At 66.8% G+C, this 15,285-nt stretch carries 9 protein-coding genes; 2 read left to right on the top strand and 7 right to left on the bottom strand.

Annotated features, from left to right (window positions below):
* Window positions 1–39: 39 nt before the first annotated feature.
* The 5 genes from LJ737_RS16435 to LJ737_RS16415 form a co-directional block, all read right to left on the bottom strand.
* On the bottom strand, window positions 40–576 hold the full coding sequence (locus LJ737_RS16435; RefSeq protein WP_227767672.1) for a hypothetical protein: 537 nt from the start codon (window positions 574–576) through the stop codon (window positions 40–42).
* A gap of 404 nt (window positions 577–980) precedes the next feature.
* Window positions 981–2,927: a DUF3857 domain-containing transglutaminase family protein gene (locus tag LJ737_RS16430; RefSeq protein WP_227767671.1), complete on the bottom strand. Its 1,947-nt coding sequence runs from the start codon at window positions 2,925–2,927 to the stop codon at window positions 981–983.
* A gap of 2 nt (window positions 2,928–2,929) precedes the next feature.
* Entirely contained in the window at window positions 2,930–4,993 is a 2,064-nt protein-coding gene (locus LJ737_RS16425; protein ID WP_227767669.1) for a DUF3858 domain-containing protein, read from the bottom strand.
* 57 nt (window positions 4,994–5,050) lie between these two features.
* Window positions 5,051–7,087, bottom strand: coding sequence for a DUF3858 domain-containing protein (locus LJ737_RS16420; protein ID WP_227767667.1), 2,037 nt, complete (start codon window positions 7,085–7,087; stop codon window positions 5,051–5,053).
* Window positions 7,088–7,209: 122 nt separating this feature from the next.
* A complete protein-coding gene (locus LJ737_RS16415; RefSeq protein WP_227767664.1) occupies window positions 7,210–8,406 on the bottom strand; it encodes an MFS transporter in 1,197 nt (398 codons plus the stop codon).
* A 452-nt stretch (window positions 8,407–8,858) separates the two neighbouring features.
* Between LJ737_RS16415 and LJ737_RS16410 the strand changes: the two genes are divergently transcribed.
* Window positions 8,859–10,739 (top strand): ABC transporter ATP-binding protein, encoded by a 1,881-nt coding sequence (locus LJ737_RS16410; RefSeq protein WP_227767663.1) that lies wholly within the window; start codon window positions 8,859–8,861, stop codon window positions 10,737–10,739.
* Between the two features lie 456 nt (window positions 10,740–11,195).
* The gene (locus tag LJ737_RS16405) at window positions 11,196–11,720 is read left to right on the top strand and encodes a hypothetical protein (RefSeq protein WP_227767661.1); all 525 of its coding nucleotides are present in this window, start codon (window positions 11,196–11,198) and stop codon (window positions 11,718–11,720) included.
* Window positions 11,721–11,744: 24 nt separating this feature from the next.
* Here the strand turns inward: LJ737_RS16405 and LJ737_RS16400 are convergent, their stop codons facing one another.
* Together LJ737_RS16400 and LJ737_RS16395 are read right to left on the bottom strand one after the other, a co-directional pair.
* Complete coding sequence (locus LJ737_RS16400) at window positions 11,745–12,743, bottom strand: XdhC family protein (protein ID WP_227767659.1); 999 nt, start codon at window positions 12,741–12,743, stop codon at window positions 11,745–11,747.
* 185 nt (window positions 12,744–12,928) lie between these two features.
* On the bottom strand, window positions 12,929–15,223 hold the full coding sequence (locus LJ737_RS16395) for a xanthine dehydrogenase molybdopterin binding subunit (RefSeq protein ID WP_227767657.1): 2,295 nt from the start codon (window positions 15,221–15,223) through the stop codon (window positions 12,929–12,931).
* Window positions 15,224–15,285 lie beyond the last annotated feature (62 nt).

Here is a 15,285-nt window from a genome sequence, read left to right as displayed (position 1 = left end):
TGGCTGCTGGAAGCGGTTCGGGGCAGAATGTTGCCCCCGTCAGCGCTTTAGGGGCGCGGGCTCCGACCACTGCTTGCTGCCCGCCGGCATGGCCGCTTTGTCGAAACAGATGTAGTGCTGGGTATCGCCCTGGCGGTAGGGCTCGATGAGCTGGGTGCGGCCGTAGCCGATGATCTGGGCGCGCAGGCCGGTGGGCGTCAGCTCCAGGCGCAGGGAGGCAGTGGCATCGGCCGCGTCCTGGCCGGCGAAGGTTTGCAGCTCGGGAAACTTGGCGGCCAGCTCGGGCGCCATCACCGAGGAGCGCCGCACCCGAAACTGGTGCTTCGAGCCGTCGGGCAGAGGCAGCACGAGCAGGGTAGGGGCGTCGCCCTCGGCGGGCACCGCCTTGAGGTAGCGCTGGGCAGCGGGCAGGTTCAGCTTCAGCGTGCGGTAGCGCGTGGGCTGAATGCGCGGCGGCCCCAGCTTGCGCCCGGCCGCGGCCGGCACGTCGGTCCAGTAATCGGCGGGCGGCGGGGTGGCCGAGCCGCCGGTAAACGGCGCGAGCAGCAGGGGCAGCCAGAGGGCAGAGGCAAACATGGCGGTAAGGTAAGACGAGGCCGCCGGAGCAGCATGAAGACTGGATGAACCCTGGCAAACAATAGACCAACGGCCGCCGGGAAGGTTGTTTCGGGTGGGCAATTCCTTTTGCGCCGCCGGGCCGGGCCGCCCTCCCCAGATTATCGGTTCGCGCGTGCGGCTTAGGCGAAGGGCCGCCCGGCGCCCCGGCTTTGTGGCTAAGGTAGGCTGCGACACCCGCGCCGGGGCACTTCGACTGCAAGCGTTCCTTGTAGCTAGTACAATGCAAAACGCAGCCACCTGGCCCGGATAATGGAGCGTTGGTGGCTGCGCTTTTAGTTGGTGCGGGGTGGAGGAAGGTTCTTCGCTTGGGCTCAGGATGACGTTCCTGTTATTTGCCCTGCTCCATCGTCCTTATCATCCGCTCACGACTCCGGCTGCACGAGCACCAGCTGGGCGCGGTCGGCTTTGCTGATGCGCTGGCGGAAGGCTTCGTAGGCTTCGTAGTCCTTGGGCTCGAAGCGGCCGGCGGGCATCTGCAGGCGGCGGATATACTGCACGGTGCCGTCGGGCAGCACCTGCGTCTGGGCGTCGTAGGAGCCGAAGGCGGTGCGCAACTGCACCGGCGCCGGCACCGACTCGGGCTTGTAGCCGGCCGGCACCCGGTAGCGAATGGTATCGGCGTCGACGAAGGGCAGATTCAGCTGCAGCGGCGCTTGGCGGGCGCCCACGTGGGGCGCCGGCGGGGGCAGCCGGTTCAGCAGGTTGGGCGTGAGGAAGAGGCGGCGGCCGGTGCGCGAGGCGTAGCTGGGCAGGGCCAGGGTGAGGCGCTCCGTCATGGCCGGGCGCGGGCCGCGCAGGTCGGGCTGCAGCGCGTGCTGCTCGATGGTGACGGCCGGCAGGGCCAGTTGCTTGTACACGTATTTGCGCTGCTCGTCGGCCGAGAGCTGGTGCAGCACCTGGCTGAGCTCGTCCTGCTGCAGGCCCGTGCTGCGGGTGCGCACCGTGGCGCGGCCGTGGCCCTGCTCGTCGATCTGCACCTCGGCCCGGCGAAACTGGCGGTTTTCGTCGGGGGTGGTGTAGCGCGGGGTGCGCACCAACTGCCCGCCTTGGGGCGTGAGCAGCAGCGCCTGCCGGCCGCCGGTGAAGGCGCCCATGTAGCCGAAGGCCTCGCTCTGGGAGGTGCATTCCAGCCACACGGTGTCCTGCTTGAGCGGCACGCACAAAATCATGTGGTTGAATTGGTTGCTCGGAAAGCCGGTGCGCAGGGCGGCCCGGTTGCGGCCGGCGCCCACCAGGGCGCAGTAGCTGGGCACTTCGGCGGCCTTGAGCAGGGCCATGCAGTAGTTCGACAAGGCCTTACAGTCGCCGTAGCCGGTGCTGGCCACGGTGCTGGCCGGAAAGGCTTGGTAGCCGCCGATGCCCAGCTGAATGGACACGTAGCGCGTGGAGCTTTGCAGGTACTGGTACACCCGGCGGGCACGCTCCTTCGGGTCCGCAATGCCCTTGACCAGCTCGGCGACTTTGGCCGTGGTTTCGGGGCTGAGCTGGCCGCGGTCCTGGTTGAGCTGGTATTCCCACTGACCCAGGCCCTGCCAGCTGGTCAGGTCGCCGCGCACGCCCTGCACCTCGAAGGCGGTTGGGGCGGTGTACACGGTCGGCACCAGCTCTTCCAACGGCGGGCTTTGGGGCTCCAGTTCGGTGGCGGGCAACTCCTGCAGCTGCCAGGTGTATACCAGCTGGCTGCCCTGCTGGCTTTTGGCCACGGCGCTGCCGCTGGGCAGGCGCTCCTCCAAGTAGCGCAGGGGCAGCTCGGCCGGCGTCACCACGCGCAGGGTGGCGTGCTCCACGCTCACGTGCTCCTCGTCCTGGGGGCGCCAGGTGGGAAAGTGCAGGGTGTTGGTGGTGCTGACCTCGTACTCAAACTCGGCCGTGTAGGGGTAGCGCGATTGGCGCAGATCAGCCACGCGCACCCGGTTGTCGGTGTAGAGGCTGAAGCCGTCGTGGGCGCTGTAATCCTTGGTGTCGGCGGCACGCAGGCCGCGCAGCAGGCGGCCGTCGGCGTCGTACACGTTGCCGCGCAGGTAGCTCAGCTGCATGAGCTTGTCGTAGCCCACCACGGCCTGGCCCCAGTCGTCGCCCTGCTCGTCGAGGATGGTGGCCACGCAGTGCACGGTGTGCAGCAGGCGGCCGGCGCTTTTCACGGTGATGATGTCGTCCTGCTGGCGCACCACCACGTGGGCGTTTTCGCGCAGGGCGGCCGGAATGGCCGCCACCGGCCAGTGGGGCTCGTTGCCGGCCTGGGCCGGGCGGGCGCCGAGCAGCAGCCCGCTGCCCAGCGCCGCCGCGTGGAAAAGGGAGGAAACTCGCATGATCAGGATTTGCGCTTGAGCACGATTTTTTCGGCCTGCTTGGCCAGCATCCGCTCGTAGAACTCGCGCAGGCTGGCGTATTCATCGGCCAGGTACATGCTGCGGTTCAGCGTCATGCGGCTCATGATCTGCAGGCTGTTGCCCACGGGCGTGACGCTGAAGAGGAAGCGCCCACCGCCGTTGGGCAGGTCGATAACGGCGTTTTTGGGCATTTCTTCCACCGTGTAGCCGGCCGGCAGGGCCAGCGTTACCATGCTGGTTTCCTCGCGGCGGGCGCCGAAGTCCACCGGGAAGCGGCGGTCGGCGAGGCGGAAGGGGTTGGTGGCTTCGTTCAGCGTCTGCAGCAGGCTCAGGTAAATCGTGCCGAGCGGCTGCTCGGCTTCGCTGGGCACGCGCAGGTCCAGGTCCAGCATCAGCGGCTTGGTCAAGGTCGTGGTGTTCTGGAAGGCAAACTTGTCGATTTTCCAGCCCTGCTGCTGTTTGAGCAGGTTTTCCACGTACTTCTTCTCGCCCTGCTGGCGCAGGTCAGCGCGCTGTTGCAGGGCCCGGTAGCCGCCTTGCTCGTCGCGCAGCTTGCCCGAGAGGTTGCCGCGCTCATCCAGCGTAAGCTGGGCCGAGCGGTAGCTCACGTGGCGGAAGGGCGAGTTGAGCTCCACCCAACTGCCGTGGGCGGCGTCCTGAATCAGGCGGCCCTGGCTTTGGCTGCTCAGGCAGGCGGCGGGCAGCATGCCGAAGGGGGCAAACGGCTCGGTGGCGTCGGCCAGCACCTGGGTGCTGTCGTTGAGCTGCACGGCGGCCACCACGTAGTTGAAGCGTGTGAGCAGCGGAAAGTTCGTGTCGACGCGGCCGTGCTCCCGGGTGCTGAGGATAACCGGGTAGGCGCGTAGCCCCGCCTCGCGCAGCGCGGCGATGAGCAGCAGGTTCACGTCGGCCGCATTGCCCTGGTGCTGGTCCCAGGCCTTGCGGATGCCCGCGTCGCTGAACAGGCTGGTCTGGCCGTTGGCCTTCACGTTGTCGCGCACCAGCGCGTGCACGGCGGCGGCGCGGTCGGCGGCCAGCGGGTTTTGCGCGGTAAGGGCGCTCAGCTGCGCTTTGAGGAAGCCGCCGCGGTTGAGCTGCCCACCGAACTCATCGGCGTTGAGCAGTTCCATCTGCATTTTCTCCCAGGTGCCGCTCACGTTGCGGTAGGCTTCGTTCGGCCACTTCACGCCCTCCAGCTCGAAGTTGATTTGCGTCACGTAGTCGCGGGCGGTGGTCATAAACGGCTCCTCGCGCAGGGCGGGCACGTTCTGGGTGGCCCAGCGGTGGTTGACCACCTGCGCTACCACCGCCTGGCTGCTGGTGCCCTGGTGGGAGGTCGTCCAGTTGCCGCCGACCGAGCCGCCGCTGCCGCGCACCACAAACTGGGTGCTGCCGTCGGTGCGCTCCTGCACGGCCAGCGGCTCGTAGCCCTGCCACAGCTGCTTGTAGTGGAAGTACTCCGGGATGCTGGCGCGGTACTCGCTCCAGCGCGTGGGCACCTGGTGCTGGAAGGTCCAGTCCTGCAGGTTAAACAGGAAGTCCGATGTGACGGTATAGGCGTACTCCACCACCGAGCCCTCGCGCACGTTGGGCATGGTGAACTTGCGCCGGGTGAGGGTGCCGGTGACCTGCTCCGTAAACACGGCGCTGGTTTCGAGCTTGTCCTTGGTGATTTCGCCGTTGGCGCCGAGGTTGTAGGTGAAGCCGCGCAGGTTGCTGAGCTTTTCCGTGTCGGCGCCTTTGTGGTAGAGCATCACGGCGCCGTCGCCCCACTCGTAGCCGGCTTTCTTGAGGATTTTGATGCGAATAACGCGGTCGAACACGAGCACGAAGCCGCCCTGGGAGCCCATGTCGAAGCGGGAGCGGCCGTAGTCGCAGAGGATAACCGCGTTGGCGGCGGAGTCGCCCGCGAAGGCGGCTTTGTCGAAGTCCTTCGAGTCGATTTTGCCGAATTTGATGGGCTCGGGAGCCTGCGCGCGGGCCGGCAGGCAGGCCAAGGCGCTGAGGCCCGCGGCCAGCAGTGTGGTGCGTAAAACGTGTTTCATGCGGAAAATAGGGAGTGACGAAAAAGGCAGGAACCGCCCGCAGGGGGCACCGGCGGCTCAGGGGGTGCGGTGCAGCACCAGCGGCTCCTGGTGCTTGGCTAAGGCGCGGGTAAACAGCTCGCGCAGGCCCGGGTATTCGCCGGGCTGGTACTGCGTTTTGCGCAGCTGCAGGCGGCTGGTGAGGTAGAGCACGTTGTCGCGCAGGGCGGCTTCGAAGGAGTAGCGCCCGTCGCCGTTGGGCAGGCTCAGCACCACGTTTTTGGGCAGCTCGTCCATGCGGTAGCCCTTGGGCAGCGCCAGCGCCACCGACAGCACGTCCTCGTGCAGGGTGCCGAAGTCAACCGGGTAAATGCGCGAGTCGGGCTGAAGCGGGTTTTGGCGGTCGGTGACGAACTGCAGCAGCGGCAGGTACACCTGCGCCGCGCCGGTTTCCAGGGCCGGCAAGCTCAGGTCCACGTCGAGCACCAGCGGCTTGCTGAGCGAATCGACCTGGGCCAGCGCGGTGCGCCGCAACTGGCAGTCGACGTACTGCTTCTGCAAGGCCCCGAGGTAGGCCTTTTCGCCCAGCTCGGCCAGCTGGTTGCGCTCGGCCAGGGCGGCGTAGCCGACGTATTCGCGGCGCACCGTGCCCTGCAGGCGGCCCTGCTCATCGAGGCTAAACCGGGCGTTGGTGACGCGCGCGTGCTTCTGGCTGGGCACCAGCGAAACCCAGCGGCCGTTGGCGGCCACCAGGCGGCCCTGCCCGTTGAGGCAGCGGGCGGGCAGCGTGCCCGCGGCGGCCGTGGGTTCGGTGGCGTCGAGCAGCAGCTCCGAGCCGTTGGCCAGGGGCACGGCCGCCACCACGTAGTTGAACTGGCTGATCAGGGGCAAATCGGTGAACACCCGGCCGTGGCCGCGGGTGCTCACCAGCACCGGCCAGCAGGGCAGGCCCGCGTCGCTCAGGGTGCGCACCAGCAGCAGGTTGATTTCGGCCGCGTTGCCGCGCTGCTGCTCCAATACCCGGCGCAGGGGCTGGTCGGCGTAGAGACGCTCCTCGCCGCTGTAGCGCACGGCGCGCTGCACCAGCGTGCGCACAGCCGCCGCCCGGGTGGCCGGGTCCGGGTAGGTGCGGGCCAGGGCTTCGGCCGGGGCCGAAAGGGCCGTGCGCCCGTTGATCCAAGCCCCGAACTGCTCGTCCTTGGTCAGCTCCGCGCTGATTTTTTCCCAGGTCGAGGTGACCGGGTGCGGCCGGGCCGGGTCGAACTGAATCAAGTCTAGCTCGAAGTCGATGCCGGCCAGGTAGTCGCGGGCCGTGGTCATGTAGGGCTCGTCGTGGAAGGCGGGCACGTGCTCCATGGCCCAGCGGCAGCGGATGGCCTGGGTAGTGAGCATGGAGGTGTTGCCGCTTTCGGTGAGCAGCGTGCCGTAGCCGTCCTTGGTCGAGGCGTGGTAGGTGGTGTGGTAGGGCACCACGGTGGTTTCCTGAATCTTGTAGGGCAGGAAGCCGCGCTGAATCTGCTTGTATTGGTAGAAGCTCGGCATCACGGCCCGGTACTCGCTCCACTCCACCGGAATGTCGCGCTGAAAGCGCCAGTCCTGCAGGTTGAACACGAAGTCGGACTTGATGGTGTAGGCGTACTCCACGATGCTGCCTTCGCGCACGCCCGGCAGGGTGAACTTGCGCAGGCTGCGGTGCTCGTCGAGCCGCTCGCCGAACACGGTCTTGGAGTCCAGCTCCTGCTTTTCCAGCTTGCCGCCCACCAGGTTGTAGGTGGCCCCGCGCAGGTTCACCAGCTTTTCCTCGTCGGCCTCGCGGCGGTAGAGCGGAATCTGCACCGTGGCCTGCTCGTAGCCGGCTTTGGTGAGCACCAGAATGCGCGTAACGCGCTCGAACACCACGCGAAACCCGTCGTCGGCCCCTTCGATGCGCGAGGTGCCGTAGTCGCAGAGCACCACGGCCGGGGCCCCGGCGGCGGTCGGGTACTGCGCCGGGTCGAAGAGCTTGGCGTCGACCTTGCCGTACTTGATGGGTTCGTTTTGGGCGCGGGCGGTTAGGGCACCAAGGGTTAGCAGCACCGCCATGCCGGCGCGGCGCCAGGGTAGAAGTACACTCATCTTCAAAAACCGATAAAAGCTATTCAATCGGGCAGTTTCAGGGCTAATTGGCCCCAAAACCCACTTTTGGTACCTTAAAAGTACCAAGCGGCCTGCATATTCTGAAGATAAGATGAAAAAAATTAATCCGCCAGCCTGGTGGGCCGCTGCACGGGTTGCCGGTACAGGTACACCAGCGCCCCGAGCACGCAGGCCGCGCTCAGGGCGTACACCAGCGGCAGGCGGGAGGCGTCGTTGGAGTATACCCAGCCGGCCAGCAGCGCCCCGAACATAATGCCCACTTCCAGCGCAATGTACATGGTGCCCACGGCGCGGCCCCGGTGCTCGGGGTGGCTCAGGTCCACCGTCCAGGCGTAGAGCGTGGGCGAGTTCAGCCCCGAAGCTAGCCCGAATAGCCCCGCCCCGACCAGAAACACCAGCGGGGTCCGCGCCAGCGTGAGCACGGCCAGCGCCAGCACCAGCGCCAGGGTGGAGAGGCGCAGCACCGGCACGCGCCCGTACACGTCGGAGGCGCGGCCGGCCACCAAGCGCACGGCCAGGGTGGAAATGGTGTAGCAGATGAAAAACGAGCCCTTGGTGAGGCCCGTCAGGCCCAGCAGCTGGCTTTGGTCGGGCACGATGGTGACGATGGCGCCGTAGGGAAACAGGCAGAGCAGCGTGACCACGGCCGGCTTGAGCACGCGCGGCTCCAGCACCTCGTGCCACTCGATGCGCAGCAGGCCCCAGTGAAATTTCTGCCGCTGCGCGGGGTTCAGCGTCTCCGTCATCGTGCCCTGCACCAGCACCGAAAGCAGGGCCAGCCCGGAGGAGACGTAGAACAGGGTGTTGAGGGAGAAATACTCGGTGATGGGCCCGCACAGGGCCGGGCCCACGGCCATGCCCAGGGTGCCGCACACGCCCAGCAGGCCCATGGCCTCGCCGCGGCGCTCCACCGGGATGATGTCGGCAATGAAGGCGGCCGTGCCGGTGGGCTTGAAGCCGGTGCTGAAACCGTGCAGCAGGCGCAGGGCCAGAAAAGTGAAAACGGTGGTGGCCCAGGCGTAGAGGAAGCCGCACACAAAGCACACCAAGGTGCCAATAACCATCACCGGGATGCGCCCCACCGTGTCGGCCAGCTTGCCGCTGAAGGGGCGCGAAATGGCCGCCGTGACGGTGAACAGGGCAATGATGTAGCCCTTGTACTCGCCGCCGCCTAGGCTGGTCAGGTGGGCCGGTAGCTCGGGAATCAGCAGGTTGAAGCTCAGGAAAAACAGAAAGGACGACAGGCACATCAACCAGAAACCGGTTGTGTACACCTTGCCCGGGGCAGCAGTGGACATGGGAAGCGGTACGCGAAACGAGCCCGCAAAGGTAGCCCGCAGCGGGCAGTGCCGCCCGGTATGAAGACGCGGCTTCGGGCCCGCGGCCGTAACACCGATTCATCCCGCCCTCCTTGCAGGAAGGCTGCGCCGTCTCCCCGCCGTCGTTGCGAGGAGGCACGACGACGCAATTCTTCCGCTCGCGGCACAACGGGCCCACTGGCACAGACTTAAAACGGCCCCACCAAAACCGATGACGCTGGTTTCGAGCGGGGCCGGCTGCGGTTGGCAGGAACTGGGCGGCGGTGCTACTAGCAGAAGGCTTGCCGCGCTTGACTACGTCGACCGTCGGTTCGCTCGCAAGGACGGGCGACACTACTGGCGCTACTGGCGGGCCGGTTCGCAACGACGGCGCACCGCAGCAGCTGCCCGAATTCGTCCTGATTTGTTATACATCCGTTCAACTGCCCATCATGAGTTTCTGGACGGATCTTTTCCAACGCGTATCGGCCAAGCGCCCGCGCCCCGACGGCAAGCCCGCCGTGAGCGTGCGGGAGCGGTTTTCGGCCCTCAAAAACCTGCCCGAGTTTCTACGACTGATCTGGCAGACCTCGCCGGGCCTCACCCTCGGCAACGTGGCCCTGCGCCTGCTGCGGGCTGCCCTGCCCGTGGCCATGCTCTACGTGGGGCAGCTCATCCTCGACAGCGTGGTGCAGCTGAGCCGGCAGCCCGCCGCCGAGCGGGCCCTCACCCCGGTGCTGGAGCTGGTGGCCCTGGAGTTCGGCCTGGCCATCCTGTCCGACGCCCTGGGCCGCGGCGTGGCCCTGCTCGACTCCCTGCTCGGCGACCTGTTTGCCAACCAGACGTCTATCCGCCTGATGCAGCACGCGGCCGAGCTGGACCTCGACCAGTTCGAGGACGCGGCCTTTTACGACAAGCTCGAACGGGCCCGGCGCCAAACCCTCTCGCGCACCGTGCTCATGGCCCAGGTCCTCTCGCAAGCTCAGGATTTCATCACCATGGCGTTTCTGGCCGTGGGCCTGGCCGCCTTCAATCCCTGGTTGCTGCTGCTCTTGCTAGTGGCGGTGGTGCCGGCCTTCCTGGGCGAGTCGCACTTCAATGAGCGCAGCTACTCGCTGGTGCACGGCTGGACGCCCGAGCGGCGCGAGCTGGACTACCTGCGCCAGACCGGCGCCTCCGACGAAACGGCCAAAGAGGTCAAGATTTTTGGCCTGTCCGGGTTTCTCATCGATCGGTTCCGCCTGCTCTCCGACCAGTTCTACCAGCAGAACCGGGCCCTGGTGATTCGCCGCGCCGGTTGGGGCACCTTCTTCGCCGCCGTGGGCGCGGCCGGCTACTACGCGGCCTACGTGTACATCATCAGCCAGGCCGTGCGCGGGCAAATCAGCATCGGCCAGCTCACCTTTCTGGCCGGCTCGTTCGGGCGCATGCGCGGGCTCTTGGAAGGCATTCTGAGCCGCTTCAGCTCGGTGGCCGACGGCGCGCTCTACCTGCAGGACTTCTTCGACTTTTTCCACCTGCAGCCGCGCATCCGCCGGCCTGAGGCGGGGCAATCGGTGCGGCCCTTTCCGCGGCCCATCCGCGAAGGGTTTACCTTCGACAACGTGGGCTTCAAGTACCGCAACGCCGAAAAATGGGCCCTGCGCCACCTCAGCTTCCACCTGCGCGCCGGTGAGAAGCTGGCGCTGGTGGGCGAAAACGGCGCCGGCAAAACCACCCTCGTCAAGTTGCTGGCCCGGCTCTACGACCCCACCGAGGGCCGCATCCTGCTCGACGGCCACGACCTGCGCGAGTACGACCCGGCCGAGCTGCGCCAGGAAATCGGCGTCATCTTCCAGGACTTCGTGCGCTTTCAGCTGCCGGCCGGCCAAAACCTGGCCGTGGGCCGCATCGAGGAGAAAAACAACCGCCCGCGCATCGAGCAGGCCGCCCAGCAAAGCCTGGCCGACTCCGTCATTGCCAAGCTGCCGCAGGGCTACGAGCAGATGATTGGCCGGCGCTTCAACGGCGGCGTGGACCTCTCGGGCGGGGAGTGGCAGAAAATTGCCCTCGGCCGCGCCTACATGCGCGACGCGCAGCTGCTCATCCTCGACGAGCCCACCGCCGCCCTCGACGCCCGCGCCGAGTACGAGGTGTTTCAACGGTTCAAAGACCTGACCCAGGGCAAAACCGCCGTGCTCATTTCGCACCGCTTCAGCACCGTGCGCATGGCCGACCGCATCCTCGTCATCGAGCACGGGCAGTTCGTGGAGTTGGGCTCCCACGCCGAGCTGCTGGCCCGCGGCGGCCGCTACGCCGAGCTATTCCGGCTGCAAGCCGCCGGCTACCAATAAACGCCGCCCCGCCACGAACGGCCTGCCGGAAGCTTTTGTCAACAACACGTCGCATTCCGAATACGCCCGCGTACCCGCTCCCAAGGCCGCTGCTACTGGCGGCGCCGGGCTGCCGGATGGCGACAAAAGCTTGCCGGCGCTAACTGCGCGGCTTGCTTCTGGGCCTGAGAACGACTTGGGGCCCGCGGACTGGCCCGTTTCCCGCCCGTGCGGACCCGCCGCCGTTCCGGGTACGCCGCCGGCCTCGTCAACAAGAAGTGCAGACCGTAGAAGGGGAATTATGAAGCGTAAGGGTCTGATAGCCTGCAGGCATCCGCAGTCGACTGAAAAAATTTATAGGTCATTGCAACCTGGTGGGGTAAAGTAGGATCATGGGAGGCAGAGGCAGCTGCCACGGGCCATTATTGCCAGTGGTTCGGTCGCTGTCTTTAGCTACTATCCTTACCCACCGTGAAGTTGTTGACTATTTCTGCCAGCCTGATGGTCGTGCTGCTCAGCACGAGCTGCCAGCACGATTCGGCCACCGCCCCTCCGGGCGGTGGCACTTATGCTTCAGCTGCCAGTTACGAGGAATTCTTGACCGCCGGGCAGGCCGAGGCGAATACCGACGAAAACGCCCGTGAAGCCGCCCGCTTGGCTTACGCCGAGGAAGTGCTGCGGCACAAAAGCACCCGCCAGCTGCCCAGTCACCTGCGCCGCCGCCGCTACCAAGCCCTGAAAATGCTGCACGCCTACCGCACGGCCGGGCAGGTAGCTCCGCCCGATACCGGGCCGCAGCCCACTCTGCTCGATGAACACGGCCGGCCCGCTGCCCTCGGGTACTTGCTGCAACAAACCGGCCGCCCCGACTTGCAGCAGCAGCTCGACAGCCAGTACCGCCACGCGCCCATCTCCAGCATCAACGACGCGGCCCTGCGGCACTGGGTGCGCATGTCGGGCCTGACGGTGGAAGAATGCGCTCTGATTCAGGGGGCGCGCTAGGACGTAGCGTTGGGGCTGGCGTCGTTAGGCGCGCGGCGCGTTACGCACGCGAATCAGCTCGGCGGCTACGCTAATGGCTATTTCTTCGGGCGTGCGGCTGTGAATGGGCAGCCCGATGGGGGCATGTACTCGGGCCAGTTGCTCCTCCGAATACCCTTCGGCGAGTAGCTCTTGGCGCATGGTCGCAATTTTGGCGGCGCTGCCCATCACGCCCAAATACGCAAACGGCCGCCCAATCAACTGACGTAGTGCCACTGCGTCAGTGCGGTAGCCAAAGGTCATTACCACCACGTACTGGTGCGGCCCATCGGCCAGGGCCGGGCCCAGGGCGGCGTAATCCAGGGTGCGTTTCTCGTGGGCGTAGGGGTTGAGCTGCAGGGTATTCAGGCCGGCGCGGTTGTCGAGCACGGTGAGGCGAAAGTCCAGGTTGGCCACCACCTGCGAAAGGGCCAGTCCCACGTGGCCCCCGCCCACGATGGTCAGCTGGTCGCGAAACCCAAGGCGCTCAATGTACTGCCAGTCCTCGCCAGTGGCCGACCCGTGCAGGCCCGGCGCAAGGGGCGGGGCACCGTCGGCGGCAAACAGCTCCCCGGCGGCCGTGCAGCGCAGCCAAGCCGGGCGGTGCTGCTGCAGGGCTTCGGCTACAAAGCGCAGGGTGGGCAAATGCGCTTCGGTCAAGGGCAACAGCAGCAGCGTCTGCTCGCCCGAGCAAATCATGCCCGAACGGTTATGCGGGGCTTCGCCGCGGTGAATCTGCTCGCGCAGCAGCACGTCGCGGCGGCCCTCGCTCAGGCCGCGCCGCGCCAGCTCCACGAATTTGTGCTCCATGATGCCCCCGCCGATGGAGCCGACCATGCTGCCCGGCGCCACGCTCATTTTGAAGCCTTGCCGCCCCGGGCTGGAGCCGCTGCTGCGCGCTACCAGCAGCAAACTAACCGGAATGCCGGCGCGCAGACACGCCATGGCGTGCTGCCATACCAGCAGGTCGCGTGGAACGGAGGGCGAAACGTTAAAAAGGTCCAAGGTGGTGGGTGAATCCAACTGCAAGGAAGCATTTTATGAGCATAAAATAGGATAGCGGCACGAGCATTTTCACCTTGTCGAGACGCTGCCCCTCCCTGCCGCAGCCCTGGTCGTCAATCATAAACACACCGCGCCCGCCCAGGAATACCTGGACGGGCGCGGTGGGACCGGCCGGAGCGCGTTTATTACGAGGTTGTGGCCGGCTCGTGGCGGGGGGCTGGCACTGCGGCCGGGGCGTAGAGGCTGGTCAGCACTTTTTCCGGCGTGATGGGGGCCGAAAAGGCCGGGCGCACATCGGGGCGGAAGGCGCGTACGGCGTTGCGAATGGCGAAATAGGCCCCCAGGCCGTACATCAGCGGCGGCTCGCCCACGGCCTTAGCGCGCAGAATGGCGTTGGGGTGGCCCGGGGTTTCCAAGAATTCCACGTCGACCACGGCCGGCACGCTGTAGAGGTCGGGTACTTTGTAAGTGCTGAGCGCATTGCTGAGCAGGCGGCCCTGCTCGTTGTAAATCAGCTCTTCCATGGTCATCCAGCCCAGGCCCTGCACCAGCCCGCCCTCGATCTGCCCGCGGTCGATGCCCGGGGTGAAGCTCTGGCCAAAGTCGTGCACCAGCCGCACCGCGTCGACGTCGTAGGTGCCGCGCACGACGTCGACCGTGGCCTGCACCAAGGCCGTGCCGTAGACGTGGTAGGCAAAGGGGTGGCCCTTTTCCTCGGTCTGGTCAAACCACAGATCGGGCGTGGCGTAGTGGGCGTTTTCCGTCAGGCTCACCCGCTTCCAATAGGCCGAGGACACCAGCTTTTCCCAGTCCGTCTCGGCGGGCTTGCCGGCGGCCAGCACCTGCTCGTCGCGGATTTCCAGGCCTTCGTATTCCAGCTTTAACTCGTCGGCGGCGTGGCGCATGAGGCGGGCGCGCAGCTCCCGGCAGGCCAGCTCCACGGCCTTGCCGTTGAGGTCGGCGGTGGCCGACGCGGCCGAGGGCGAGGTGTTGGCCACGCGGGTGGTGTTGGTGGCCTCGATGCGCACCCGGTTTGGGTTGATGCCCAAAGTGCGGGCGGCCACCTGAATCATCTTGGTGTTCACGCCCTGCCCCATTTCCACCGCTCCGGTGCTGATGCCCACCGAGCCGTCGGTGTAGATGTGCACCAGGGCCCGAGCCTGGTTCATGGCCGTTTTGGTGAACGAGATGCCGAAGCAAATCGGCATTACCGCCAAGCCGCGCTTTTTCGTCGCGTTCTGCGCATTAAAGGCGTCGACTTCGGTCTGCCAGCCGGCCAGCTCAAACTTCTGCTCGGCCGTTTGCCAGCTCAGCCCGGCGTTGCAGTCGGCCACGCGCTGCCCGTAGGGAAACACCTGCCCGTCCGCGAGCAGGTTGCGCCGCTGGATTTCGTAGGCCGGCACGCCCAGCTGCTCGGCCGCCTGGGCAATGGCCGACTCGATGACGAACATGCCCTGCGGCCCGCCAAAGCCGCGGAAAGCGGTGTTGGGCGGCAGATTGGTGCGGCAGCTGTAGGCCGTGGCCCGCACGTTTGGGATGAAGTAGGTATTGCAGGCGTGAAACAGGGTGCGCTCCAGCACGGCCGGCGAGAGGTCGGCGGCGGCGCCGGCGTTCTGGTAAAACGTCACCTCGTAGGCCAGCAGCTTCAGATCGGCCGAGAGGCCCAGCTTGAAGTCGGAGGAGTAGGGGTGGCGCTTGCCGGTCATGCGCAGGTCGTCGTGGCGGGGCAGCACCAGCTTCACCGGCTTCTTGAGCACGTGGGCGGCCAGCGCGGCCAAGGCGCCCCAGGTGGTGGCCTGGTCTTCCTTGCCGCCGAAGCCGCCGCCGAGGCGCACCACGTCAATTTCCACCTTATGCATGCCCAGGCCCAGCACCCGCGCCGTGTGGCGCTGCACGGCGGTCGGCCCCTGCGTGGAGGAGTGCACGCGCACCCCGCCGCCGTCGGTGGGGTAGGCGTAGGCGCCCTGCGTTTCAATGTACAAGTGCTCTTGCCCGCCGTTTTCGGCCGTGCCCTCGATGATGTGGGCGCAGTCGGCCCAGGCCGTGGCCGGGTCGCCGAGGCGGAAGGTACGCGGGGGCACAATCAGCTCGCCCTGGGCCTGCGCCACGCGCGGGTCGGTGATGACGGGCAGCGGCGTAATGTCGGCCTCGATGAGCTTGACGGCGGCGCGGGCCTGGGCCTCGGTTTCGGCCAGCACCAGGGCCACCGGCTGGCCCTGGAAGTGCACGTGGCCCTCGGCCAGCAGCGGCTCGTCGGGCACGATGCCGCCGATCTGGTTTTCGCCGGGAATGTCCTCGGCCGTGAGGATGCGCACCACGCCGGGGGCGCGGCGGGCGGCTTGCAGGCTGAGCCCGTCGAGCACGCCGTGGGCCAGCGGGGAGCCGAACACCGCCGCGTGCAGGGTGCCGCGCTGCGTCGGAATGTCGTCGAGGTATTGCGATTCGCCGCGCACGTGGCCGGCAGCGTCGAGGTTGTGCATGGAAGGGGCGTGTTTCGTTGTTCGTGCGTGCTTGGGCGGCCCACTCAGTGACCAATACCTAG

The organism is Hymenobacter sp. 15J16-1T3B (genome assembly GCF_020711235.1).
Lineage (GTDB): Bacteria > Bacteroidota > Bacteroidia > Cytophagales > Hymenobacteraceae > Solirubrum.
The sequence above is the reverse complement of the archived record's forward strand: the minus strand, read 5'-3'. Positions and strand labels throughout refer to the sequence as shown.

What these genes read in the sequence shown, in the direction of transcription:
- LJ737_RS16435 (WP_227767672.1), bottom strand. Translation starts at nt 576, where the DNA reads ATGTTTGCCTCTGCCCTCTGGCTGCCCCTGCTGCTCGCGCCGTTTACC.
- LJ737_RS16430 (WP_227767671.1), bottom strand. Translation starts at nt 2,927, where the DNA reads ATGCGAGTTTCCTCCCTTTTCCACGCGGCGGCGCTGGGCAGCGGGCTG.
- LJ737_RS16425 (WP_227767669.1), bottom strand. Translation starts at nt 4,993, where the DNA reads ATGAAACACGTTTTACGCACCACACTGCTGGCCGCGGGCCTCAGCGCC.
- LJ737_RS16420 (WP_227767667.1), bottom strand. Translation starts at nt 7,087, where the DNA reads ATGAGTGTACTTCTACCCTGGCGCCGCGCCGGCATGGCGGTGCTGCTA.
- LJ737_RS16415 (WP_227767664.1), bottom strand. Translation starts at nt 8,406, where the DNA reads ATGTCCACTGCTGCCCCGGGCAAGGTGTACACAACCGGTTTCTGGTTG.
- LJ737_RS16410 (WP_227767663.1), top strand. Translation starts at nt 8,859, where the DNA reads ATGAGTTTCTGGACGGATCTTTTCCAACGCGTATCGGCCAAGCGCCCG.
- LJ737_RS16395 (WP_227767657.1), bottom strand. Translation starts at nt 15,223, where the DNA reads ATGCACAACCTCGACGCTGCCGGCCACGTGCGCGGCGAATCGCAATAC.